This window comes from Pseudidiomarina insulisalsae, assembly GCF_003987065.1.
GTDB classification, from domain to species: Bacteria; Pseudomonadota; Gammaproteobacteria; order Enterobacterales; family Alteromonadaceae; genus Pseudidiomarina; species Pseudidiomarina insulisalsae.
In genome coordinates this window covers 1-23,404 of sequence record NZ_PIPY01000011.1, presented here as the reverse complement: position 1 = coordinate 23,404, position 23,404 = coordinate 1, and the positions used below count along the sequence as shown (strand labels likewise).

Sequence of the window (23,404 nt, the reverse complement as noted above, 5' to 3'; positions counted from 1 at the left end):
GTGCCTGAAGCTTTAGCTGAGGGTCGAACTATGGGATGTATGGAGGCATAACCCCTTAAAAAGGAAAGAGAATCATGGCAAACGTATCAATGCGTGATATGCTGCAAGCTGGTGTGCACTTCGGCCACCAAACCCGCTTCTGGAACCCGAAAATGAAGCCATTTATTTTCGGCGCTCGTAACAAGATCCACATCATCAACCTGGAAAAAACTGTGCCTATGTTCAACGACGCGTTGAACTACCTGCAACACGTTGCTTCCAGCAAAGGTAAGATCCTGTTTGTTGGTACCAAGCGTGCCGCTGCTGACTCAGTGAAAGAAGCTGCTGAGAGCTGCAACCAGTTTTACGTGAACCACCGTTGGTTAGGCGGTATGTTGACCAACTGGAAAACTGTGCGTCAGTCAATCAAGCGCCTGAAAGAGCTTGAGACGATGAGCCAGGACGGTACTTTTGAGAAGCTGACCAAAAAAGAAGCTTTGGTAAATACCCGCGAAATGGAAAAGCTCGAGAAGAGCCTTGGCGGTATCAAAGATATGGCTGGTCTGCCAGACGTACTGTTCGTTATCGATGCTGATCACGAGCACATCGCGATTAAAGAAGCGAATAACCTTGGGATTCCAGTTATCGCAGTTGTTGATACCAACTCAAACCCGGATGGCGTTGACTACGTGATCCCTGGTAACGACGATGCGATCCGTGCGGTACAGTTGTACCTGAACGCTGCCGCAGCTGCCGTAAACGACGCCCGTGGCGTTGTTCCTGAAGGTAAAGCTGACGACTTCGTTGAAGCGGAAGAAACTGAATAAGACATCCAACAAGAGGATACTGACACATGGCTATTACAGCAGCTCTGGTAAAAGAACTGCGCGAGCGCACTGGCGCTGGCATGATGGATTGCAAAAAAGCTTTGCAAGAAACCAATGGTGACATCGAAGCAGCAATCGAGAACATGCGTAAGAGCGGTCAAGCGAAAGCAGCTAAGAAAGCTGGTCGTGTTGCTGCCGAAGGCGTGATCTTAACCAAGACTGAAGGCAACGTAGGTACTTTGGTTGAACTGAACTGTGAAACTGACTTCGTAGCCCGTGACGAGAACTTCCTGGCGTTCGGCGAGAAAGTAATTAACGCAGCGTTCGAAAACAAAGAAACTGACGTTGAGAAGCTGAAAGCGACTGCTATCGACGGCGGTACTGTTGAAGAAGTTCGTGAAAACCTGGTCGCGAAAATTGGCGAAAACATGAACGTACGTCGTGTGATCACCATTGAAGGTGGCGACATGGTTGAAGCTTACGTTCACGGTGGTCGTATCGGCGTTCTGGTTGCTATCAACGGTGGCGACCTGGAGCTTGCGAAAGACCTGGCAATGCACGTTGCGGCGAGCGCGCCACAGTTTGTGAAGCCAGAAGACGTTGATGCTGCAGTTGTTGACCAAGAGCGTCAAATTCAGCTTGATATCGCGATGCAAAGTGGCAAGCCACAGGAAATCGCTGAGAAGATGGTTGAAGGTCGTATGCGTAAGTTCACTGGCGAGATCAGCCTGACTGGTCAAGCTTTCGTGAAAGATCCTTCGATCACTGTTGGCGAATTGCTGAAGCAGAAAAATGCCGATGTTCTTACTTTCGTTCGTTTCGAAGTAGGTGAAGGCATCGAGAAGAAATCTGAAGATTTCGCTGCTGAAGTACAAGCACAAATGGCTGCTGCGAAAAAGGCGTAATGCCAATGTCGCGAACGACGACGCAGAGTCAGAAATAAGAAAACCGCATCCCACAAGGTTGGGATGCGGTTTTTTTTCGCGTAGAGTGAGACTACGCAACTTTTATATTCACCATTTATGCTGCACAGGGAGCAACCACAAAATGACGGCAATGACTAAACCAGCCTACCGGCGCATTTTATTGAAACTTAGTGGCGAAGCATTAATGGGCGACGAGCCATTTGGTATTGATGCCAAAGTGCTTGATCGCATGGCACATGAAATTAAAGAACTGGTTGAGCTGGGTGTTCAGGTCGGCCTGGTCATAGGTGGTGGTAACTTGTTCCGCGGTGAAGGCCTGGCAAAAGCCGGCATGAACCGTGTGGTCGGCGACCATATGGGGATGCTGGCGACGGTCATGAATGGCCTGGCGATGCGCGACGCACTGCATCGTGCGTTTGTAAACGCGCGACTGATGTCAGCAATTGAACTCAATGGTGTCTGTGACAGCTACAACTGGGCTGACGCGATCAGCTTGCTCAAATCGGGCCGCGTGGTGATCTTCTGTGCCGGTACCGGTAACCCGTTTTTTACCACCGATTCCGCAGCTTGTCTGCGTGGTATTGAGATTGAGGCAGAGCTGGTACTTAAAGGCACCAAGGTTGACGGTGTCTATTCGGCCGATCCAAATAAAGAACCAAATGCACAACTCTACCGCCAAATCAGTTATAATGATGTCTTGCAACAGCAATTAAAGGTGATGGACTTAGCTGCCTTCACGTTGGCGCGTGATCATAAATTGCCGATTCGCGTCTTTAATATGAATAAGCCTGGTGCCTTACGTTCAGTCATTATGGGTACCGAAGAGGGCACTTTAATCGCTAGCGAAGAAATGCTCGAGAAGCTTTAAGTAAAGAATTAAAAAGGGAAAGCAACGTGATTAACGAAATCAAACAAGACGCCAAGCAACGTATGGAAAAATCTGTAGATGCGTTGCGCTCACAAATAGCTAAGGTGCGCACCGGTCGTGCTCACCCCAGTCTGCTCGACAGCGTAATGGTGAACTACTACGGGGTCGAAACACCGTTAAAGCAGTTAGCCAACATTAACGTGGAAGACTCGCGTACGCTGGCACTGACCGTTTTTGACAAGTCATCGAGTCAGGCAGTTGAAAAGGCGATCATGACTTCCGATCTGGGCCTGAACCCGGCAGCAGCCGGAACCGTGATTCGCATTCCCTTGCCACCGTTGACTGAAGAGCGTCGCCGTGACCTGGTTAAAGTGGTGCGCGCTGAAGCCGAACAAGGTCGTGTTGCGGTGCGTAATATTCGCCGTGATGCCAACAATGATTTAAAAGAGCTTTTAAAAGAAAAGGAAATCACCGAAGACGAGGAACGTCGCGGAACTGAAGAGATTCAGAAGCTGACCGATCTTTACATTGCCAAAATTGATGAAGCCCTGGCAGAAAAAGAAAAAGACTTGATGGAAATCTAAACCGTCTGAAGTGATCTCATTGGTTCTAAGCGCCGTGTTCGGTTACACTCGCACGGCGTTTTTCATTTTACGGCAGTGCACATGGATAGCATTTCGTTCGACAAAATCAGGTTGCCCAAACACGTCGCCATTATTATGGACGGTAACGGACGTTGGGCGCAGTTACGCGGTAAACACCGCACCTTTGGTCATAAAGCAGGCGCAGAAGCGGTGCGCCGCGCCGTCACTTTTGCCCGGCAAAAGGGCATTCAGTCATTAACACTCTTCGCCTTCAGCAGCGAGAACTGGAAGCGTCCGGAGCAAGAAGTTTCGGTGCTGATGGAGTTGTTTTTCACCGTGTTACAGCGCGAAGTCAAAAAACTGCATAAACATAATGTAAAATTGCAGATTATTGGCGACAAAAGCGGTTTCTCGGAAAAACTGCAGCAGCGCATCCGCGGTGCTGAAGAGCTGACCGCCGGCAACTCGGCGCTAACGTTGAATATCGCCGCTAATTACGGCGGACGGTGGGACATCGTCAATGCTGCAAAGCAGTTGGCGCGAGCGGTTGAAGAGGGTAAGCTTAAGGCTGATGAACTGAGTGAGGAAAAGCTTGCGGCCTGCATGAGCCTGGCAGATCAGCCGGTGCCCGACTTATTGATTCGTACCGGTGGTGAACATCGCATCAGTAACTTTTTGTTATGGCAGCTGGCCTATGCTGAGTTTTATTTCGCCGATGTATTATGGCCTGACTTTGATGATACCGCTTTTGCCCGTGCGATTGCGGACTTCAGCTGTCGCGAACGTCGTTACGGACTGACCAGTGAGCAGGTACAACAAGCAATCCTCGATACTGATGTAACTTCTGGGGAGTAACGTGTTAAAACAACGTCTAATAACAGCACTGATTCTACTACCCCTGGCGCTTTATTGTGTCTTCGGCCTGGCCCTGGAATGGTTCGCGGCGGTGATCACAGTGGTGATGCTGGGAGCGGCCTGGGAATGGTCGCCGATTATGGGGCTGCGCCGGACGCGTAGCCGCGCGCTCTATACGCTCTCCGTCGCCGCCATATTGGTAACCATGCAATGGTTCCTGCCGGTGGACCAAATCTGGCAGGGCAAAGAACTGCACCCGCTCTATTTCTGGATTCTCGTCGCTGGCGGCATCTGGTGGGCGGTGGCAACGCTACTGGTGCTTAATTACCCCTCAAGTCGCCGCTTATGGTCACGCACGCGCTCGATTGCCGGCGTATTCGGCTACCTGACACTGATACCCGCCGCGGCAGGCTTTTTTGCCGTCCGTTCCCTGGACTATAACAGCGACCCATTATTTGGCGGCTTTGTGCTGCTGTTTATTTTGCTACTGGTGTGGGCGGCCGATGTCGGTGCCTATTTCGCCGGCGTGCGCTATGGGCGCAACAAGTTAATGCCGGCGGTAAGCCCGGGCAAAACCATGGAAGGACTATGTGGAGGCATGGCGCTGGCATTTGTGGTGATGATGGTCGTCGCGCAGTGGATACGGGTACCGGCTGAACTCTACAGTGGCTTTTACTTTACCGGTTTGTTAACCGTCGTGGTTTCGGTTTTTGGCGACCTGACAGAGAGCATGTTTAAGCGTTGCGCTGGCGTCAAAGACAGCGGTGCATTATTGCCCGGCCATGGTGGCCTGCTGGATCGCATTGACAGCCTGACGGCTGCTTTACCCGTCTTTACTCTGGCCTATCTTTGGTTACTGCTATGACCCTGCGGAAGTTATGTATTCTTGGTGCGACCGGTTCTATTGGTCTGAGCACCCTGGCGGTGGTGCGGGAAAATCCGCAGGCGTTCCGCGTGGCAGCATTAACTGCGCACAGTAATGTCGAGAAAATGTTTGAGCTGTGTCTTGAGTTTCATCCGGATCAGGTTGTCATGGTCGATGCGCAAGCCGCCGCGACACTGGCACGTCAGCTGCAGCAAGCACAACCGCACTGTGTCACTGAGGTGCTCAGCGGTCGCGATGGGTTACAGCAGGTTGCGGCTGCGTCAGTGAGTGATACCGTGATGGCGGCCATTGTCGGCGGGGCAGGTCTGGCGCCGACGCTGGCTGCGGTGAATGCCGGTAAGCGGGTGTTATTGGCCAATAAAGAAGCGTTGGTGATGTCGGGGCAGTTGTTTATGGATGCTGCCCGGCAAAGTGGCGCTGAGATTTTGCCGGTAGATAGCGAACACAACGCGATTTTTCAGTGTTTGCCGCGTGAAACGCAGCAACTTGGCAGTTGCGAGCTGGCAGAGGCTGGTATCGAGAAAATTATTCTCACCGGTTCGGGTGGGCCTTTCCGCGAGCTGCCGCTGGCAGAGCTGGCGACACAAACCCCGGCCGCCGCTTGCGCGCATCCGAATTGGGAGATGGGTCAAAAAATCTCGGTCGACTCCGCCACGATGATGAATAAGGGGCTGGAATATATCGAGGCGCGCTGGTTATTTAATTGCCAGCAACACCAGTTACAAGTTGTCTTGCACCCGCAAAGCGTGATCCACTCGATGGTCAGTTACACCGACGGTTCGGTGTTGGCGCAAATGGGACGTCCGGATATGCGCACCCCGATCGCACACTGTCTGAGCTTCCCGGAGCGAATTCATAGTGGCGTCGAGCCGCTTGATTTTATGGCCTTGCAGAACTTGACCTTTGCCGAAGCGGAGGCCGCGCGTTATCCCTGTCTGGCGCTTGCCATTGACGCGTGCTGGCGTGGCCAGTGGGCAACCACTGCACTGAATGCGGCCAATGAAGTGGCAGTGGCCAGATTTTTAGCCGAGGGCATAGGTTTTACCGATATCGCCAGAGTCTGTCAGCATGTTGTGACAACCCTGGAAGCGGATTACAGCGCTTTGTCATTGAACTCTATTGATGCAATTTTGTCACTTGATGAGCATGCGCGACAGTGCGCGAATGAATTTATTGAGCAAACCATCACATGTTAGAAATTATCTGGTCATTAGGCGCTTTTATTGTCACTTTGGGAGTCCTGGTGACGTTCCACGAGTTTGGTCACTTTTGGGTGGCCCGCAAATGCGGGGTCAAGGTACTGACGTTCTCGGTCGGTTTCGGCAAAGCGATCTGGCAACGCCGCGGCAAGGACGGCACCTGTTACCAGGTTAGCCGCATTCCGCTGGGTGGCTACGTGCGCATGCTCGACGAACGGGTTGATGACGTTCCCGAAAACCAGCGCCATCTGAGTTTTAATTCAAAATCAGTCAAACAACGCGCCGCTATTGTTGCCGCAGGGCCAGTGGCCAACTTCTTGTTGGCCGTGGTGGTGTTATGGGGCATGTTTTTGCTTGGCGTGCCTTCGGTAAAACCCGTGGTTGGTGAGGTGACGCCAAATTCTGTCGCCGCTCAGGTTGAGCTGCCGACACCCGCTGAAATTGTCTCGGTCAATGGTCGTCTTACCGAAGACTGGCAACAGGTAAATCTGGCGTTCGCAGCAGCGCTGGGCGATGAGCGTGCGACGCTTACGGTATTGGACCCACAGCAACGTCAGCGCACCTACACGCTGGATATCAGTGACTGGCGCTTAGGTAATGAACAGGTACCGACGTTTACCGCACTGGGATTTGAGCCTTACCAACCGGCCATCTATACCGAGCTTGCCTACGTGCAGGAAGGCTCGCCGGCCGCAGCAGCTGGCTTGCAGGTTGGCGATAAAATTCTTGGACTTGACGGAACTCTGTTAGCTGAATGGTCTCAAATACGAGACGCGATCATGGCGGCACCAGGACAGCGTGTCGATGTTGAAATTCTGCGGCAAGGCAATGAGATAACGGTGCCGGTGACGATGGGCGAGCGCGTCGTAGAAGGCGAGCGTTATGGTTATCTTGGCGTTGAACCGCGTCGCGAAGCTTATCCGGAGGCCTATCGGTTTGTACAGCAATACGGTATAGTCGATGGCCTAGTGAAAGGTGCGGAGCGCACCTGGAACCTGATGGTTCTCAGTGTGCAAATGATTGGTAAGCTGATCACCGGAACCGTGTCCGTGACCAACCTCAGTGGTCCGGTCGCGATTGCCGAAGGAGCAGGTGTTTCAGCAAGCTATGGATTGGTTTACTTTTTAGGGTTTCTCGCGCTAATCAGTGTTAATCTCGGTATCATTAATCTGTTACCATTGCCGATGCTCGACGGAGGACACCTGTTGTTCCTCGGTATTGAGGGTGTGCGCAAGAAGGCGGTTTCAGAGCGGGTGCAAGAGATAAGTTACCGCATTGGCGGGGCGCTGATTTTTGCACTGATGGCAATTGCAATCAGTAATGATGTATTGCGGCTGCTGCAGTGAGATTACATTTATAACAAACAAATAAGTAGCACAGAATGACGTTGAAAAAGCTATTTTTAAGTGCCCTCATGGCGGGTGCTGCCTTACCAGCCTACAGTGCTGACGAATTTGTCGTAGAAGATATACGCGTACGTGGTTTGCAGCGGGTCGCTTTAGGTGCCGCGCTCACTTACATTCCAATTCGGGTGGGCGACTCCGTCGACAGTGAAAATATCCAGGCTTCCGTTCGCTCGCTTTATTCCTCGACGCACTTTAACGACATTGTGGTGAAGCGCATTGGCGATACGCTGGTGTTTGAAGTTACCGAACGTCCCACTATTAGTGCCATTGAGTTTGAAGGCAACAGCGACATTAAAGACGAGCAGTTGACCCAGAGCCTGACCGATCAGGGCATTATTGAAGGTGAACCGCTTGATTTAACCACTATTTCAAGCATTGAAACCGGGTTGGAAGATTTTTACCACTCCATCGGTAAATATAATGCCCAGGTTGAAGTGAATATTATTCGCCTGCCGCGCAATCGCGTCCGGCTTGAGATTGATTTTGAAGAAGGTGAGTCAGCTGAAATTCAGCAGATTAACATTGTCGGCAACAAGGTGTTCAGTGATGACCAGTTGCTGGCTAACTTCGAGTTGAAAGATAAACTACCGTGGTGGAACTTTATTGGCGCACGGACCTATCAGAAGCAACAGTTAAGCGGCGATCTGGAAACCCTTGAGTCTTACTACAAGGACCGTGGTTATCTGACTTTTGCGATTGAGTCAGTACAGGTCAGCATGACGCCGGATCGTTCTGGTGTGTATATCTCCATTCATATTAATGAAGGTGAGATCTTTACCGTCAATGAAACCCGGGTTATGGGTGACTTACGCGGTCAGGGTGAAGTTGTCGAACGGCTGACCAAAATTGAAGCCGGTACCCAGTACAGCGCATCGCAAGTCACCTATCTGGAAGAGCTGGTAGCGAAACTCTATGGTCGTTATGGCTATGCTTATCCTGAAGTTCGTGCCATTCCGGAAATTAACGAAGAAACCAAGCAGGTCGATCTGGTTTTCTCGGTGAATCCGGGCAAGCGGGTTTACGTCAACCGCATTAAGTTCCGCGGTAACATTGTTACTGAGGACGAAGTGCTGCGTCGCGAAATGCGGCAGTTTGAGAGTGCCCCGTTAAACGATGAAATGGTTGAGCAGGGTAAATTACGCCTTGAGCGCCTGGGCTTCTTTGAAACCGTGGAAACCTCAACCAATCGCGTGAATGGCCGCGACGATCTGGTTGACATTGAATACGTCGTGAAAGAACAGCCGTCGGGTTCATTTAACTTCCAACTGGGCTATGGCGATTACTCCAAGCTGCAGATTGGGGTAGGGATTTCACAGGATAACTTCTTAGGTACCGGTAACCGAGCCGCAATTAATATCAATACCAACCGCTTTAACCGTACGCTGAGCCTGTCTTACATGGATCGTTATTTCACCAAAGACGGCGTGAACTTGTCGGGTCAGGTGTTCTTAAATGAATTCGATGCCGGTCGTCAGGAAAACCTGATCCGTTACAATACCAAGCGTGTCGGTATTGGCTCGAATGTCAGCTTCCCGATTAACGAAATCAGCAGCATTAACTTCGGTGCCATGGTGCGCCGTGAAGAAATCACGAATGTTGAAGGTTACGAGCAGGTGAAACGCTTCTATCAGCCTTTCATTGATAACCAGGATCCGAATTCCGGTGTCGCCTTCGATATGGTCTCGCTGGAAGCCGGCTGGAACCGGGTGACGCTCAACCGTGGTACTTTCCCGACCGCCGGTACCATGAATCGGGTGAATGCTGAGGTGACAGTTCCGGGCAGTGATGTGCGCTATTTCCGGGTCAACTATGACTTCAAACATTACTGGCCACTGACCCAGGACCACACTTTTGTGCTGTTGACCCGACTCAAGGTCGGCTACGGTAATGGCTACGGTAGCGACGATGACGGTAACGATTATATCTTCCCGTTCTATGAGAACTTCCGTATTGGTGGCAGTGACGATTTACGTGGCTTTGAGCCGAACACCATTGGTCCACGCGCCATTTATCGTTACCCTGACAGCATTATCGGCCCTCCGGGTTTTGGTGGCGTGCCAGGTGAATTGCCCGTTGGTCCGGGCGCTGATACTGTCGCTGTAAGCCAATACTCGGTAGGCGGTAACGCCATGTATGCCGGCGGTATTGAGCTGATTGTGCCAACGCCATTTATCAAAGAAGAGGCGAAGAACTCGGTGCGCACCAGCGTTTATTTTGATATCGGTAGTGTCTGGGACACTGAGTTCCAGTACGATAAGTACCGTAACCTGCAGCAGGTGGGTAACCTGAATAACCGTCTGGAAGACTTTAGTTCGCCGGATCTGTATCGCGCATCTGCGGGTATCGCGGTGCAATGGTTGTCGCCTATGGGCCCACTGACATTTGCGTTTGGTCGTCCAATCAAGGATTATGAAGGTGACCGTGCGAAAACATTTAGTTTCAACTTTGGAACAACCTTCTAAGACCAGAGTCTTAGCTGTGTTGCACAACAAAATTCAGAATAACAGGAGTAGTTAAGTGAAAGCATTAATGAAAACCACCGTAGCAGCAGCAGTGCTAGCCTCTGCAGTTTTTGCCAATGCTGCTGAAGCACAGCAGAAAGTTGGCGTTGTCAGCCTGCAGAATATTTTCCAGCAGCTGCCACAAGCTCAGGAAATTTCAACGCGCCTGCAGGAAGAGTTTAAAGACGACTTTGCCGAGCTGGATAAAATGACCGCTGAATTGCAGTCGTTGCAAGAAAAAGCTGAGCGTGACGCACAAATCATGTCACCTTCAGAGCGTCTTGAGCTTAGCCGTGAAATTGAACTGCTCGAAACCCGTCGTCAGTTGAAATATAAAGCTTTGCGTGAAGACAGCGAGCGTCGTCAGAATGAAGAGCGTAACCGTCTGATGATGGAAATTGCGCGCGAAGCACAAGCAGTTGCCCGTGATCAGGGTTTTGATTTGGTCATCAACGGTCAATCAGTTCTGTATGCTGGTGAAAACCTTGATCTGACCGACGCTGTTGTTGCTAAAATGACAGGCGGAAACTAAGTCTGATGCATGCAATGACTCTGCAACAGTTGGCGTCAGTGATTGACGCCGAATGGGTCGGTGATGGCGCATTGAGCATCACCGGCGTTGCAACGCTTGCCTCGGCGAAGTCGGGGCAAATTGCATTTCTGGCCAATGAAAAATATCGCGCGCAGTTGGAAATGACGCAGGCGAGCGCGGTGATTGTTGCGCCAAATGTCGAATTGCCAGCAGGAATGGCCGCGCTGGTAACTAAAAATCCCTATGCTGGCTTTGCTAAAATTGCCCAGCAGTTAGACACCACCCCCGACGCAGCCGAAGGCATCGCCGCCAGTGCACAAGTGTCGACCACGGCTCGCCTGGGCGCCAACGTTGCAATTGGATCGCTGACAATTATTGCCGATAATGCCGTGATTGGCGATAACGTACAAATCGGCGCGGGCTGTTATATTGGCCCCGGGGTGCAAATTGGTGCCAACACCAAGATCTGGCAACAGGTGGTGATTTACCATAATTGCGCTGTGGGTCGTGACTGTCTGTTACACAGCGGCGCGGTAATTGGCGCTGACGGCTTTGGCTGGGCCAATGAAAACGGTAAATGGGTGAAAATTCCCCAGTTAGGCCGGGTGGTCATTCATGACCGTGTTGAAATTGGCGCGAATACCACCGTAGACCGCGGCGCGTTAGATGACACCATCATTTCCAGCGGCTGTATTATTGATAATCAATGTCAAATTGCCCATAACGTCTTTATTGACGAAGACACCGCCATTGCAGGCTGTACGGTTCTTGCCGGCAGTTGTCGCATCGGTAAGCGTTGCCTGATCGGTGGCGCCACGGCAATTAATGGCCACATTGAAATATGTGACGATGTGCAGATCAGCGGGTTTTCGATGGTCATTAAAGCGATTACCGAACCTGGCGTTTATGCCTCAGGAATTCCTGCGGCTCCTCATCGCGAGTGGCGCCGAAACGGTGCCCGCTTCCGTCAGTTGGACGACTTGTTCCAGCGGGTGAAGAAAATCGAGAAGCGACTCGACGTTTAATTACTTACGGAGATTCAATTTTGTCAGCATCTGACTCCGCCTTCGATATTCATGAAATTATGCGTCTGCTGCCGCACCGCTATCCGTTTTTGCTGGTAGATAAAGTGGTGAGCTGTGACGCAGAAAAACATATTCATGCGGTGAAAAATATTAGCGTAAACGAAAATCTGTTTACCGGACATTTTCCCAATAATCCCATTTTCCCGGGTGTCTTAATTCTGGAAGCGCTGGCTCAGGCGGCAGGCTTATTAGGCTTTAAAATCACTGAAAGCAAGCCCGGAGCCAATGACCTATACTTGTTTGCAGGCGTTGATAACGCACGCTTTAAACGGCAGGTGATTCCTGGTGATCAACTGGATTTACATGTTAGTTTTGAAAAAGAACGGCGTGGTATCTGGGTCTTTAAAGGCCGTGCGGAAGTAGCCGGTGAGCTGGCTTGTAGTGCCGATATTATTTGCGCAAGAAGAGAAACCTAATCAGTGATACACGAAACAGCGATCATCGATGCAAATGCCAGGTTAGGCAGTAATGTCGCCATCGGGCCCTACAGTATTGTCGGGCCTGACGTGGTTATTGGCGACGACTGCTGGATTGGTCCCCATGTGGTTATTAAAGGGCCGACGGTCATCGGCAAAGGCAACAAGATCTTTCAGTTTGCGTCGGTAGGTGAGGACTGTCAGGACAAAAAATATAACGGTGAACCGACCCGGCTCGAAATCGGTGACCATAACGTTATTCGTGAGTGCGTCACGATCCATCGCGGTACGGTACAGGACCAGAGTTTAACTCGTATTGGCAGTCATAACCTGCTGATGGCTTATGTGCATGTCGCCCATGACTGTATGGTCGGCGACAACGTGATACTGGCGAATAACACCACTCTGGCGGGTCACGTGCATGTGGGGGACTGGGCGATTCTGGGTGGTTTTACCGGCGTGCATCAGTTCTGCCATATTGGCGCCCATGCCTTTACCGCGGTGAACTCCGTGGTGGTGCAGGACATTCCACCCTATATCATGGCGCAAGGTCACAATGCCGTGCCACGCACTATTAATAGTGAAGGGCTTAAGCGCCGTGGCTTTAGCAAAGAGCAGGTAATGACCATCAAGCGTGCCTTTAAAACACTCTACCGCAAAGGTCTGACGGTCGATGAAGCGGTCGCCGAGATGGAAGGTTGGCAGGCGCCTGAACTCGCTGATCTTATCCGCTTTGTGCAGACCAGCTCGCGCGGTATTATTCGCTGAACCATGGCGACCAAACCCGCATTAGTGATTGGCGTCTTAGCCGGTGAACACTCGGGTGATCTGCTCGGTGCCGGCTTAATGCGTGAGCTACGGGCGCAGCATGGTGAAGTCGAATTCATTGGTGTTGGCGGTCCGCTGATGACTGCTGAAGGGCTGCACAGCCTGGTACCGATGGATGATCTGGCAGTGATGGGCATTGCCGAAGTGGTAAGCCGACTGCCGACCCTGTTACGCCACCGCAGACATATCGTCAATGCGTTGATAGAGCGTCGTCCCGATGTTTTTATTGGTATTGATGCACCGGATTTTAACCTAACCATCGCTAAGCGTCTGAAAGCCAGGGGCATTGCGACCATGCACTATGTGAGCCCAAGTGTATGGGCCTGGCGCCAGGGCCGTATTAAAGGCATTAAGGCCAGCGTTGATCATGTGTTATGTTTATTGCCCTTTGAAAAGGCTTTTTACGATGAACATGACTTGCCGGCCACTTTTGTCGGACACCCACTGGCTGACGCCATTCCTATGCATTGGGATCAGCAAGCAGCGCGGGATGAGCTGAAGTTAAGTGCGGCCAAGCGTCGTATTGCGTTGCTGCCAGGTAGTCGCAGCGGTGAAATTGCCCGCATGGGGCCGATTTTTCTCGCCGCGGCGGCGGAGTTTCTGCGCCGGCATCCCGACAGCGAATTTATCAGTCCGATGATTTCCGCCGCGCGGGCGCAACAGTTTCGGCAGTTGCAGCAACAACTGGCACCTGATTTGCCCCTGCAACTTATCGATGGACAGTCACGAACCGCCATGGCCGCAGCAGATGGCCTGTTACTGACCTCAGGGACGGTGACGCTGGAAGCGATGCTGATTAAACGCCCGATGGTGGTTGCTTATCGTTTTAACTGGCTAAGTTATCAGTTAATCAAACGTATGTTTAAAGCAAAGTATTTCAGCCTGCCTAATTTGCTGGCCGATGCGCCACTGGTGCCTGAGCTGGTGCAGCAACAAGTTACCCCGGACCAGTTAGCCGACGCGCTGGAGCAGCAACTTGACGCTGCGCAGCATGGCCAGTTGCTGGATCGCTTCACAGAACTGCACCGTGCGCTGCAGCGGAATGCCGATGCGGTCAGTGCAAAAGTGGCATTGCAGTTAGCGCAAACGACTAAATAATTCTATTTTTTCGAAAAGTTCCTCCCGTTTTTCGCACTCATCAATCGATTTAATTCGTCCTATACTGTAATCATCGTTTTTAAGCAAAGAGGTGTGACATGGGACTTTTAGTCGATGGTGAGTGGCAGGACAAGTGGTACGATACCGACAAGCATGGTGGTCGCTTTAAGCGCAGTGAGTCACAGTTTCGCAACTGGCTCAGCGCCGATCCGGACAGCGAATTTCCGGCGGTCAGCGGCCGTTACCATTTGTATGTGTCGTTTGCCTGTCCGTGGGCACACCGCACTCTTATTTTCCGTAAACTCAAAGGGCTTGAAGAGCATATCAGTGTCTCAGTGGTGCAACCGCTGATGCTGGAAAATGGCTGGGAATTCAGCAGTGACATAAATAGTCCATTGCATGACCCCTTATACGGCCACGACTTTCTTTATCAGTTGTACTTAAAAGCTGATCCTGACTACAGCGGCCGGGTAACGGTACCGGTGCTATGGGATAAACAGGAGCAGACCATTGTCAGTAACGAATCTGCCGATATTATTCGCATGTTCAATAGCGCGTTCAATGAGGTTACCGGAAATCACTACGATTTTTATCCGCAGGGGTTACAGAGCGAGATAGACAGTATTAACGATGAGGTTTATCACAACCTTAATAATGGTGTTTATAAATGCGGTTTTGCTACCGGGCAGCAGGCCTACGAGGAAGCCTTTGATGCCTTGTTCGACACGATGGAGAAGCTCGAGCAGCGCTTATCGCAGCAACGCTTTCTGGCCGGTGATCAGGTGACCGAAGCTGACTGGCGTTTGTTTACCACGATGGTGCGCTTTGACGCCGTGTATTACAGCCACTTTAAGACCAATCACAAACGCCTGGTTGATTACCCGGCCCTGTGGGACTATGTGCGGGCTTTGTATCAGGTGCCGGGAGTCGCGGAAACGGTCGTGATGGACCATATTAAAACTCACTATTATGCCAGCCATACCATGATTAACCCGACCCAAATTGTGCCGCGTGGGCCCGAACTTGATTTTAATGCGGCGCATAGCCGCGGAGAGGTATTATGAACCCAATACTAAGCCGACATCGCGGAATGCCAGCGCAAGACGGCGCCGGTGTAAAGCTGACCCGCGTTATCAATCAACCGTCGCTACGTTATCAGGATCCATTCCTGATGCTGGATGAATTCCGCTCCGACAATCCCAATGATTATATCGCTGGCTTTCCGCCCCATCCGCACCGTGGCTTTGTCACCCTGACGTATATGTTGGCGGGGCGCATGGAGCATCAGGACTCAGAGGGCAATACCGGCGTTGTCGAGGCTGGCGGCGCGCAGTGGATGAAAGCGGCCCGGGGGATTATTCACGCCGAGATGCCCAAACAGGAAGAAGGCCTGATGTGGGGCTTTCAGTTGTGGCTGAACCTGCCGGCGAAGGACAAAATGAGTCCGGCACAGTGGGCGGACCACCCGGCGGATAAGATTCCCGAAATTGAACTGGAAAACCTGACGCTACGATTGGTAGCGGGTGAGTATGAGCACGACAGCGAGCGTTTTCGTGGACCGGTCCAGCAACCTGAACAGAGCTTTCAGATGCTGGATCTGCGCTTTACCGGGCCTGCTTCCTGGCAGCAGACTGCAATCAGCCAACAAACGCGGCTGGCCTATGTTTATCAGGGCGAGGTGGCAATTAATGACCAATTGCTGCGCCGCGGTGAGCTGGCTCGTTTAGCGCCTGATGCAGCGTTGACGTTGCGCTCGACGGCTGCGGCTGGCATCCTGCTGTTGGCCGGGCAACCGATTGGTGAGCCGGTGGCTCAGTACGGGCCGTTTGTGATGAATACTCAGGCTGAAATCGAGCAGGCGATCGATGACTATCAGCGCGGTCGCCTGACCGGTTAGCGTAAAAGAGGAGCTAAGTATGCCGCAACTCGCTACAGGTTTTCGCGTTGAACAGGGGGTACCTAGCTCCTGTGAATTTGAAATCAAAGCACCGCAGCTTGATGAGGTGGTCATCGCGATCAGTCATTTTGGCCTGAACCGGGCTGATTTAGCCCAATTGGCGGGCCACTACCCACCGCCTGTCGGTGCTTCTGATATTCTTGGCCTGGAAGCCAGTGGCGAGGTGGTAGCGGTGGGCCCGGCGGTGAGTCGGCTAAAAATCGGCGATCGTGTATGTGCGTTACTTGCCGCTGGTGGCTATGCCGACCATGTGGTCGTCAGCGAGCAGCAGGTGGCGGTATTACCCGATGAAATAAGTGCTGAGCAAGGCGCAGCGCTGTGCGAGGCTTATGCTACTGCCTGGTATAATCTGTATGAGGTTGCCGGGCTGCAGGCCGGTGAACGATTGTTGCTACATGCTGGTGCCAGCAGCGTGGGTCTGGCTGCGCTGCAACTGGCGCGGCATAATCATAATCCGGTGTTTGTGACCGCCGGCAGTGATGAAAAAATTAGCTATTGTCAGCAACTGGGGGCCGAAGCTGGCTGGAACCGACACCAGGGCGACTTTGTCGCTGCGGTGCAGGACTGGGGTGGCGCTGACGTTATTATCGATCCGGTGGCCGGCGACTATCTGGCGCAGGATCAACAGGTACTGAATCTCGATGGTCGTATTGTGGTGCTGGGTTTAATGGGCGGACGTACCGCCAACATCGATGCCGGGCGGTTACTGATGAAGCGGCAACGTATTCAGGGCAGTACCTTGCGCAATCAGCCATTGCAAGTGAAAGGCCGGATCATGCGCGCGCTGGAACAAAATTTGTGGCCGTTATTACGCACGGGCGACTGTCAGGTCATCGTCGACGAGGTTTTTCCGGTAACAGAGTTGCATACGGCGCTGACGCGGATGCGTGAAAATCGAACGCAGGGAAAACTGGTCATGGCCTGGTAAGAAAATGGTGGAGGGGGCAGGATTCGAACCTGCGAAGGCTGAGCCGTCAGATTTACAGTCTGATCCCTTTGGCCACTCGGGAACCCCTCCACGAAGAGCAGGCATATTAGCAGATTGAGGCAAGCTGTAAACCCCGCTATGATAAAAGCTCGCGGAATTTTAAGCCGTTCTGATCAGGTTGCTTACTTTGTCGACACAATACGCTGAAATTATAAACAACTTCCTTGACCGGCTGTGGCTGAAGCAAGGTATCAGTAAACATACCAGTGTTGCCTACGGCACTGATCTGAAAAAATTCTGGCAGTTTTTACTGGCCCATCGCGGCGAGCAGGCAGCGCTTCTTGAAGCGTCCACGGCGGATATTGAGGACTACCTGCTCTGGCGTCGGCAACAGGGCCTGTCACCGCGCAGCACTGCGCGCGCTATCAGCGCCCTGAAAAAGTTTTATGCCTACGCAGTGCAGGAGCGGTTGTGTAGCCAGAATCCCACCGCTCGCTTGCGCCAACCCAAACAGCCACAGGCCATTCCGCATAGCCTGGCTGAAGCGGAAGTCGAAGCACTACTGAACGCGCCACAAATAAGCGATGCCGTGCAACTACGTGATCGCGCCATGCTGGAGGTACTTTACGCGACCGGTTTACGGGTCAGTGAGCTCACTGGCCTGACGTTCACTCAGGTGTCGACGCAGCAGGAGCTGGTGCGTATTGTCGGTAAAGGTAATAAAGAGCGGCTGGTGCCATTAGGCGAAACGGCGTTGGAATGGCTGCAGCTTTATCTGGAACAAGGGCGCCCGCAGCTAACCTCGCAAGCCAGTGATTTTGTGTTTGTGACCCGTCGCGGTGGGCCGTTGACGCGGCAGGCGTTCTGGCACCGGATTAAGTTTTATGCCAAGGTTGCCGATATTCGCTCGCATCTTTCACCGCACACCTTACGCCATGCGTTTGCGACACATTTGCTCAACCATGGGGCTGATTTACGCGTACTGCAAATGCTGCTTGGCCACAGCGATCTGTCGACGACACAAATTTATACCCATGTTGCCCGTGAACGTTTGCAGCAACTGCATGCGACACATCACCCGCGGGCGTAGGCAAAGAGGCTGCGCCAACAGATAATTCAGGTTACACTGGGCGCTATCCAATGATTAACAGCAGTAAACATACGAGAACGCTATGAAACAATTCGTAATGGCAGCAAGTCTGCTGACCCTTCTGGCTTGCACCGGGCAAGGTGAAGCGCAAAGCTCGCAAAACACGCAAAAGGCGGAAGCACAAGAGGCAGCAAATTCAGCCGATTTCAACCGTAGTTATTTGCAGCAGATGGGATTTGCTATTGAATCGGTCGAACCATCCTCCGTTGCTGGCGTGTACGAAGTGATCACCGATCAGGGGCTGATTTATGTTGCCGATAACGGTAAAAAGCTGATTGGCGGACGTATTTACGATATTACCGGCAGTGAACCGGTTAATTTAAGTGAGCAAGCGATTCGCAGCATGCGCCAGCGTGACATTGCGGCGGTTGCCGAGCAGGCGATAACCTACCGGGCGGAAGATGAAAAGTACGTTGTCACGGTCTTCACTGACCCCACCTGCGGCTATTGCCGTCAGTTACATAATAACCTCGACAACTACCTGCAAAAAGGTATCACTATTCGTTATCTGGCGTGGCCGCGTAGTGGTTTGCAAGGGAGCGCGTACCAGCAATTGAAAGCGGTCTGGTGCGCTGCTGATCCACAGGCGGCGATGACTGCGGCGAAGAGCGATCAACGTTTGCAAGCCGCAAGCTGTGATGACCCGGTCGATGAACACTTTGCGCTTGGCAATAAATTTGGTGTGCGTGGCACGCCAGCGATGGTACTGCCTTCCGGTGAGTTAATTCCGGGTCTGGTCGACGCCAGTCGTTTACTGACCATGCTAAAACAGGGCTAAATCATGGCACACGCTGAGCCCGTCGCCATTGTGCGACGCGCTGACGTGGAGATAAGCGGCTTGCCGCAGCAATTGCCTGCGGTATTGCGCCAGATTCTGGCCCGTCGCGGCATTCGCAGTACCACGCAGCTCGATTTACGCCTGCAGCATTTACCCCATTTTTCGCAACTGCATGACTGTGAGCGCGCCGCCGCCAGGGTCATGCAGGCATTGCGGGCCGGGCAACACATTTGTATTTGTGGTGACTTTGACGCTGATGGCGCAACCTCAACAGCGCTGATGGTATCGGCGTTGGAGGCGATGGGCGCGCGCAATGTAAGTTTCTGCGTGCCGAATCGCTTCACTGATGGCTATGGGCTATCGCCGAACCTGGTGGATTATGCCAAAGCGCAGGGCGCTGAGCTGTTGATCACCGTCGATAGCGGGATTTCCTGTCATGCCGGTGTCGCAGCAGCCAATGCTGCAGGTATTGATGTGATTGTCACTGATCATCACCTGGCGGGCGCCGAACTGCCACCGGCTTACGCGATTGTGAATCCGAACCAGCCGGCCTGTCAGTTTCCCTGTAAAGCGATTGCCGGCGTCGGCGTCGCCTTTTACCTGTTGCTCGCTGTGCGTGCTCAGGCGCGTGAGGCCGGCCATCGCGCGGCAGAAGTCAACCTGGCAGACTGGCTCGATCTGGTCGCCTTGGGCACTGTCGCTGACGTTGTAAAGCTTGATGACACCAACCGGGTCTTGGTGCAGCAAGGGTTACAGCGCATTCGCCGTGGCTATTGCCGCCCTGGTATTAATGCTTTACTTAGCGTGACGCAACGTGATCCCGCGCAGCTGCAGGCCAGCGATTTAGGCTTTGCGATTGCGCCACGGATTAATGCCGCGGGACGCCTGGATGACATGGCGATAGGCATTGAATGCTTACTCAGTGATGATATTGAGGAAGCCAGACGTCTGGCACAGCAACTGAATGACCTCAACAGTGAGCGTCGTTCTATTGAAACGGAAATGCGCGAAAGTGCCGCCAGCTATGTCGCGCAGTTACAGTTCAACAGCGACGCTTTACCGCCATTGCTGGTGCTGCATCAGCCGGACTGGCACCAGGGGGTGATCGGTATCGTCGCCGGGCGGGTCAAAGAACAGTTTCACCGTCCGACGATTACCTTTGCCGCTGGCGATGATGGTCTGCTTAAGGGCTCGGCGCGTTCTATTCCGGGCTTACACATGCGCGACTTACTGGAACGCGTACATACCCTGCAGCCTGACTTAATTGAGCGTTTCGGTGGTCATGCCATGGCCGCCGGATTATCACTGGCACCAGAACACCTGGAGGCATTTCGTGAGGCGGCGACAGCGGTTGCTGTCGACTGGCTGGAACCGCAGGCGTTAGAGCGCCAGATACTAAGTGACGGCGCGTTAGATGCTTCCTGTTTTACCACTGGTTTTGTCGAGCAGTTACAGCAACTGGGTCCGTGGGGACAAGGCTTTCCCGAGCCGGTCTTTGACGATGTATTTGAACTGCTGCAACAACGGATTGTGGGAGAGCGTCACCTGAAACTGGTGCTGCGCCATGCTGATGGCATCGTCGTGGATGCCATTGCCTTTAACGTTGCTACCGAATCCTGGCCTGATCTCAGCGTGCGAAATGCACGACTGCTGTATAAATTGCAGCTCAATCACTTTCGTGGGCAGACCAATGTGCAACTGTTGGTGGAGCATTTACAACCTTTACGGTAAAATGCCGTCCCTTTGCATTCAACCGCGGATGAATTGAGAGTTTATATGTTCGAGACCAATGCTACTTATGTCGCCATAAAAGAGATGCGCCAGCGCAGTGAAGCGCTTCGGGGGTATCTTTGACTATGATCAAAAAGTTGAGCGTTTAGAAGAAGTTACTCGCGAGATGGAAGACCCTTCGGTATGGGAAAACCAAGAGCGCGCGCAAGCGTTGGGTAAAGAACGCGCCAGTCTGGAGCAGGTGGTTGAAACCCTGCAGACCCTGGCACAGGGCCTGGACGATGTGGAAGGTCTGGTTGACCTGGCGGTCGAAGCCGAAGACGAGGACACCTATAACGAAGCCGTCGCTGAGCTGGAAGGGCTGGAGCAGCAGCTGGAAACGCTGGAATTCCGCCGCATGTTCTCGGGCGAGCAAGACGCCGCTGACTGTTACCTTGATATTCAGGCTGGCTCAGGCGGCACCGAAGCCCAGGACTGGGCAAATATGCTGTTGCGTATGTATCTGCGCTGGGCCGAAAGCCATGATTTCAAAGCCGAAATCACCGAGTTATCTGAAGGCGAGGTAGCGGGCATTAAATCAGCCACGGTGCAAATTCAGGGTGACTATGCCTACGGTTGGTTACGCACCGAAACGGGCGTGCATCGGCTGGTGCGGAAGTCGCCTTTTGACTCGGGCAACCGTCGCCATACGTCATTTGCTTCGGTGTTCGTGTACCCGGAGATTGACGATTCCATTGATATTGAGATCAACCCGGCGGATCTGCGGGTTGATACCTATCGCGCGTCGGGCGCCGGGGGACAGCACGTTAACCGTACTGATTCTGCGATCCGGATTACCCATGAGCCAACGGGCATTGTGGTGCAGTGCCAGAGTGACCGTTCGCAACATAAAAACCGTGACGCCGCAATGAAACAGCTGCGGGCAAAACTGTATGAGCTGGAGCTGCAAAAGCAGCTAGCAGAGAAGCAGGCCTTAGAAGATAGTAAGTCGGATATCGGCTGGGGTAGCCAGATCCGCAGTTATGTACTGGATGACGCGCGCATTAAAGATCTGCGCACAGGCGTGGAAAACCGGAATACGCAGGCCGTGTTAGATGGCGCCCTCGATCCATTTATTGAAGCAAGTTTAAAGTCGGGCCTGTAAACCCGGCGTCCTGAAGTAATTGTAAAGATAGGAAACCAACCATGACAGACCAAACGCAAGGCACCGAAGTTGTTGATGTAAATGAACAAATAGCTCAGCGAAAGGCCAAACTTAAAGCCTTGCGCGAGCGCGGTGTGGCGTTCCCGAACGATTTTCGCCGTGAGCATTTAGCTGCCGATTTGCATGCTGAGTATGATGATGTGGCAAAGGAAGAGCTGGCGGAGAAGGGCATTCGGGTGGCTGTCGCCGGTCGTATGATGACCCGGCGCATCATGGGTAAAGCCAGCTTTGCAACCATTAAAGATATGAGTGGCAGTATTCAGTTGTATGTTGCCCGCGATAATCTGCCGGAAGGCTTTTATAACCAGGAATTTAAAAAGTGGGATCTTGGTGACATCGTCGGCGCGACCGGAACCTTGTTTATTACCGGCACCGGTGAGCTTAGCGTTCAGGTAGACGACGTGCGGCTGCTGACCAAAGCGCTGCGCCCATTACCGGATAAGTTTCATGGTCTGGCCGATCAGGAAACCCGCTATCGCCAGCGTTATCTTGATTTAATCACTAATGACGCTTCACGCCGCACGTTTATTGTGCGCTCGAAAGTGGTTGATTACATCCGTCGTTACCTGACTGAAAAGCAGTTTCTGGAAGTTGAAACGCCGATGATGCAAACCATTCCAGGCGGCGCTGCGGCACGGCCGTTTGTCACTCATCATAACGCGTTGGATATGGAATTGTATTTGCGTATCGCGCCGGAGCTTTATCTGAAACGCCTGGTTGTCGGTGGTTTTGAGAAAGTCTTTGAAATTAACCGTAACTTCCGTAACGAGGGCCTGTCGACCCGGCACAACCCAGAGTTCACCATGCTTGAGTTCTACTGGGCTTATGCGGACTATCGTGATCTGATGGATTTGACCGAAGATATGTTACGCGGCATGACCCAGGAGATTCTGGGTTCCAGCACCTTTCAGAGCGAGGGCGTTGACTACGACTTCAGCCAGCCATTTACGCGCATGAGCGTGAACGAAGCGATTCTGAAATACTTACCAGAGGCAACCGCTGAGCAACTGGCCACACTTGAAGCCGCCACGGCACTGGCAGAAAGCCTGGGCATCAAAGTCAAGCCAAGCTGGGGACTGGGTAAGGTACAAATTGAAATTTTTGAAGAAGTGGCGGAACATCGACTCATTCAGCCAACCTTCATTACAGCCTATCCGGCAGAAGTTTCGCCACTGGCCCGTCGTAACGATGAAGATCCTTTCGTGACCGATCGTTTCGAGTTTTTCGTCGGCGGCCGTGAGCTGGCAAATGGCTTCTCGGAGCTAAACGACGCAGAAGATCAGGCAGAACGCTTCCAGCATCAGGTGGAGCAAAAAGAAGCCGGTGACGATGAGGCGATGTTCTTTGACGAAGATTACATTACAGCGCTTGAGCACGGCCTGCCACCAACTGCCGGCGAAGGAATTGGCATTGACCGCCTGGTCATGCTGTTAACCGACTCACCTTCGATCCGTGACGTGCTGTTGTTCCCGCACATGCGTCCGCGCAGCAAAGACTAAGATTGAACGAGATGAATAACAAAAAAAACCCGCAGTAGCGTAATGCCAGTCAGTTAAGAGCTGACTGGCATTTTTTTTACGGGGTATTTGACCTGCTTGGATCGCACTTCTCGTGGATAAATTCGTTCGGTTCTCCTCATTGGTAGGATGAAGTGCTCCCCGAGATC

The 23,404-nt window shown here is 52.5% G+C and carries 22 protein-coding genes and 1 tRNA gene; 22 read left to right on the top strand and 1 reads right to left on the bottom strand.

Annotated elements, in window-relative coordinates; all coding sequences use genetic code 11:
* Positions 1-74 precede the first annotated feature (74 nt).
* From rpsB to CWI71_RS10265, 17 genes are all read left to right on the top strand, one after another.
* Positions 75-806: a 30S ribosomal protein S2 gene (rpsB, locus tag CWI71_RS10345; protein WP_126755199.1), complete on the top strand. Its 732-nt coding sequence runs from the start codon at positions 75-77 to the stop codon at positions 804-806.
* Positions 807-832: 26 nt separating this feature from the next.
* Entirely contained in the window at positions 833-1,711 is an 879-nt protein-coding gene (gene tsf, locus CWI71_RS10340; RefSeq protein WP_126755198.1) for a translation elongation factor Ts, read from the top strand.
* 142 nt (positions 1,712-1,853) lie between these two features.
* Positions 1,854-2,600, top strand: coding sequence for a UMP kinase (gene pyrH, locus CWI71_RS10335; protein ID WP_126755197.1), 747 nt, complete (start codon positions 1,854-1,856; stop codon positions 2,598-2,600).
* Positions 2,601-2,662: 62 nt separating this feature from the next.
* Positions 2,663-3,184: a ribosome recycling factor gene (gene frr / locus CWI71_RS10330; protein ID WP_420849310.1), complete on the top strand. Its 522-nt coding sequence runs from the start codon at positions 2,663-2,665 to the stop codon at positions 3,182-3,184.
* Between the two features lie 81 nt (positions 3,185-3,265).
* Complete coding sequence (gene uppS / locus CWI71_RS10325; RefSeq protein ID WP_126755195.1) at positions 3,266-4,039, top strand: polyprenyl diphosphate synthase; 774 nt, start codon at positions 3,266-3,268, stop codon at positions 4,037-4,039.
* 1 nt (position 4,040) lies between these two features.
* Positions 4,041-4,904, top strand: coding sequence for a phosphatidate cytidylyltransferase (locus tag CWI71_RS10320; protein WP_126755194.1), 864 nt, complete (start codon positions 4,041-4,043; stop codon positions 4,902-4,904).
* 2 nt (positions 4,905-4,906) lie between these two features.
* The gene (ispC, locus tag CWI71_RS10315) at positions 4,907-6,121 is read left to right on the top strand and encodes a 1-deoxy-D-xylulose-5-phosphate reductoisomerase (RefSeq protein ID WP_126755285.1); all 1,215 of its coding nucleotides are present in this window, start codon (positions 4,907-4,909) and stop codon (positions 6,119-6,121) included.
* Complete coding sequence (gene rseP, locus CWI71_RS10310; protein ID WP_126755193.1) at positions 6,115-7,470, top strand: sigma E protease regulator RseP; 1,356 nt, start codon at positions 6,115-6,117, stop codon at positions 7,468-7,470. The genes ispC and rseP overlap by 7 nt, the downstream gene beginning before the upstream one ends.
* 35 nt (positions 7,471-7,505) lie before the next feature.
* Complete coding sequence (gene bamA, locus CWI71_RS10305) at positions 7,506-9,992, top strand: outer membrane protein assembly factor BamA (RefSeq protein WP_126755192.1); 2,487 nt, start codon at positions 7,506-7,508, stop codon at positions 9,990-9,992.
* Positions 9,993-10,047: 55 nt separating this feature from the next.
* On the top strand, positions 10,048-10,563 hold the full coding sequence (locus CWI71_RS10300; RefSeq protein ID WP_126755191.1) for an OmpH/Skp family outer membrane protein: 516 nt from the start codon (positions 10,048-10,050) through the stop codon (positions 10,561-10,563).
* A gap of 5 nt (positions 10,564-10,568) precedes the next feature.
* Positions 10,569-11,588, top strand: a complete 1,020-nt coding sequence (lpxD, locus tag CWI71_RS10295) for a UDP-3-O-(3-hydroxymyristoyl)glucosamine N-acyltransferase (RefSeq protein ID WP_126755190.1) — start codon at positions 10,569-10,571, stop codon at positions 11,586-11,588.
* Between the two features lie 20 nt (positions 11,589-11,608).
* Positions 11,609-12,064: a 3-hydroxyacyl-ACP dehydratase FabZ gene (gene fabZ / locus CWI71_RS10290; RefSeq protein WP_126755189.1), complete on the top strand. Its 456-nt coding sequence runs from the start codon at positions 11,609-11,611 to the stop codon at positions 12,062-12,064.
* 3 nt (positions 12,065-12,067) lie between these two features.
* Positions 12,068-12,832, top strand: coding sequence for an acyl-ACP--UDP-N-acetylglucosamine O-acyltransferase (lpxA, locus tag CWI71_RS10285; RefSeq protein ID WP_126755188.1), 765 nt, complete (start codon positions 12,068-12,070; stop codon positions 12,830-12,832).
* Between the two features lie 3 nt (positions 12,833-12,835).
* Entirely contained in the window at positions 12,836-13,990 is a 1,155-nt protein-coding gene (gene lpxB / locus CWI71_RS10280; protein WP_126755187.1) for a lipid-A-disaccharide synthase, read from the top strand.
* 98 nt (positions 13,991-14,088) lie between these two features.
* On the top strand, positions 14,089-15,054 hold the full coding sequence (locus CWI71_RS10275; protein ID WP_126755186.1) for a glutathione S-transferase family protein: 966 nt from the start codon (positions 14,089-14,091) through the stop codon (positions 15,052-15,054).
* A complete protein-coding gene (locus CWI71_RS10270) occupies positions 15,051-15,887 on the top strand; it encodes a pirin family protein (RefSeq protein ID WP_126755185.1) in 837 nt (278 codons plus the stop codon). Before CWI71_RS10275 ends, CWI71_RS10270 begins: the two co-directional genes overlap by 4 nt.
* Before the next feature lie 19 nt (positions 15,888-15,906).
* Positions 15,907-16,875: an NAD(P)H-quinone oxidoreductase gene (locus tag CWI71_RS10265; protein ID WP_126755184.1), complete on the top strand. Its 969-nt coding sequence runs from the start codon at positions 15,907-15,909 to the stop codon at positions 16,873-16,875.
* 5 nt (positions 16,876-16,880) lie between these two features.
* Here the strand turns inward: CWI71_RS10265 and CWI71_RS10260 are convergent.
* Positions 16,881-16,965 (bottom strand) — tRNA-Tyr (locus CWI71_RS10260).
* A gap of 88 nt (positions 16,966-17,053) precedes the next feature.
* Here CWI71_RS10260 and xerD point away from each other — a divergent pair.
* From xerD to lysS, 5 genes are all read left to right on the top strand, one after another.
* The gene (gene xerD / locus CWI71_RS10255; protein WP_420849304.1) at positions 17,054-17,965 is read left to right on the top strand and encodes a site-specific tyrosine recombinase XerD; all 912 of its coding nucleotides are present in this window, start codon (positions 17,054-17,056) and stop codon (positions 17,963-17,965) included.
* A gap of 82 nt (positions 17,966-18,047) precedes the next feature.
* Positions 18,048-18,803, top strand: a complete 756-nt coding sequence (dsbC, locus tag CWI71_RS10250; RefSeq protein ID WP_126755182.1) for a bifunctional protein-disulfide isomerase/oxidoreductase DsbC — start codon at positions 18,048-18,050, stop codon at positions 18,801-18,803.
* Between the two features lie 3 nt (positions 18,804-18,806).
* Positions 18,807-20,534 carry a single-stranded-DNA-specific exonuclease RecJ gene (gene recJ, locus CWI71_RS10245; RefSeq protein ID WP_126755181.1) on the top strand — a complete coding sequence of 576 codons (1,728 nt, stop codon included), beginning with the start codon at positions 18,807-18,809 and terminating at the stop codon, positions 20,532-20,534.
* 45 nt (positions 20,535-20,579) lie between these two features.
* A protein-coding gene (gene prfB, locus CWI71_RS10240) for a peptide chain release factor 2 (protein WP_126755180.1) occupies positions 20,580-21,678 on the top strand; the annotation gives its coding sequence in 2 pieces (ribosomal slippage) (positions 20,580-20,654 and positions 20,656-21,678; 1,098 coding nt in all).
* Between the two features lie 41 nt (positions 21,679-21,719).
* Positions 21,720-23,237 carry a lysine--tRNA ligase gene (lysS, locus tag CWI71_RS10235; RefSeq protein WP_126755179.1) on the top strand — a complete coding sequence of 506 codons (1,518 nt, stop codon included), beginning with the start codon at positions 21,720-21,722 and terminating at the stop codon, positions 23,235-23,237.
* The last annotated feature ends 167 nt before the right edge of the window (positions 23,238-23,404 follow it).

What these genes read in the sequence shown, in the direction of transcription:
- rpsB (WP_126755199.1), top strand. Translation starts at nt 75, where the DNA reads ATGGCAAACGTATCAATGCGTGATATGCTGCAAGCTGGTGTGCACTTC.
- tsf (WP_126755198.1), top strand. Translation starts at nt 833, where the DNA reads ATGGCTATTACAGCAGCTCTGGTAAAAGAACTGCGCGAGCGCACTGGC.
- pyrH (WP_126755197.1), top strand. Translation starts at nt 1,854, where the DNA reads ATGACGGCAATGACTAAACCAGCCTACCGGCGCATTTTATTGAAACTT.
- frr (WP_420849310.1), top strand. Translation starts at nt 2,663, where the DNA reads ATGGAAAAATCTGTAGATGCGTTGCGCTCACAAATAGCTAAGGTGCGC.
- uppS (WP_126755195.1), top strand. Translation starts at nt 3,266, where the DNA reads ATGGATAGCATTTCGTTCGACAAAATCAGGTTGCCCAAACACGTCGCC.
- rseP (WP_126755193.1), top strand. Translation starts at nt 6,115, where the DNA reads ATGTTAGAAATTATCTGGTCATTAGGCGCTTTTATTGTCACTTTGGGA.
- bamA (WP_126755192.1), top strand. Translation starts at nt 7,506, where the DNA reads ATGACGTTGAAAAAGCTATTTTTAAGTGCCCTCATGGCGGGTGCTGCC.
- lpxD (WP_126755190.1), top strand. Translation starts at nt 10,569, where the DNA reads ATGCATGCAATGACTCTGCAACAGTTGGCGTCAGTGATTGACGCCGAA.
- lpxB (WP_126755187.1), top strand. Translation starts at nt 12,836, where the DNA reads ATGGCGACCAAACCCGCATTAGTGATTGGCGTCTTAGCCGGTGAACAC.
- CWI71_RS10275 (WP_126755186.1), top strand. Translation starts at nt 14,089, where the DNA reads ATGGGACTTTTAGTCGATGGTGAGTGGCAGGACAAGTGGTACGATACC.
- CWI71_RS10270 (WP_126755185.1), top strand. Translation starts at nt 15,051, where the DNA reads ATGAACCCAATACTAAGCCGACATCGCGGAATGCCAGCGCAAGACGGC.
- CWI71_RS10265 (WP_126755184.1), top strand. Translation starts at nt 15,907, where the DNA reads ATGCCGCAACTCGCTACAGGTTTTCGCGTTGAACAGGGGGTACCTAGC.
- dsbC (WP_126755182.1), top strand. Translation starts at nt 18,048, where the DNA reads ATGAAACAATTCGTAATGGCAGCAAGTCTGCTGACCCTTCTGGCTTGC.
- recJ (WP_126755181.1), top strand. Translation starts at nt 18,807, where the DNA reads ATGGCACACGCTGAGCCCGTCGCCATTGTGCGACGCGCTGACGTGGAG.
- lysS (WP_126755179.1), top strand. Translation starts at nt 21,720, where the DNA reads ATGACAGACCAAACGCAAGGCACCGAAGTTGTTGATGTAAATGAACAA.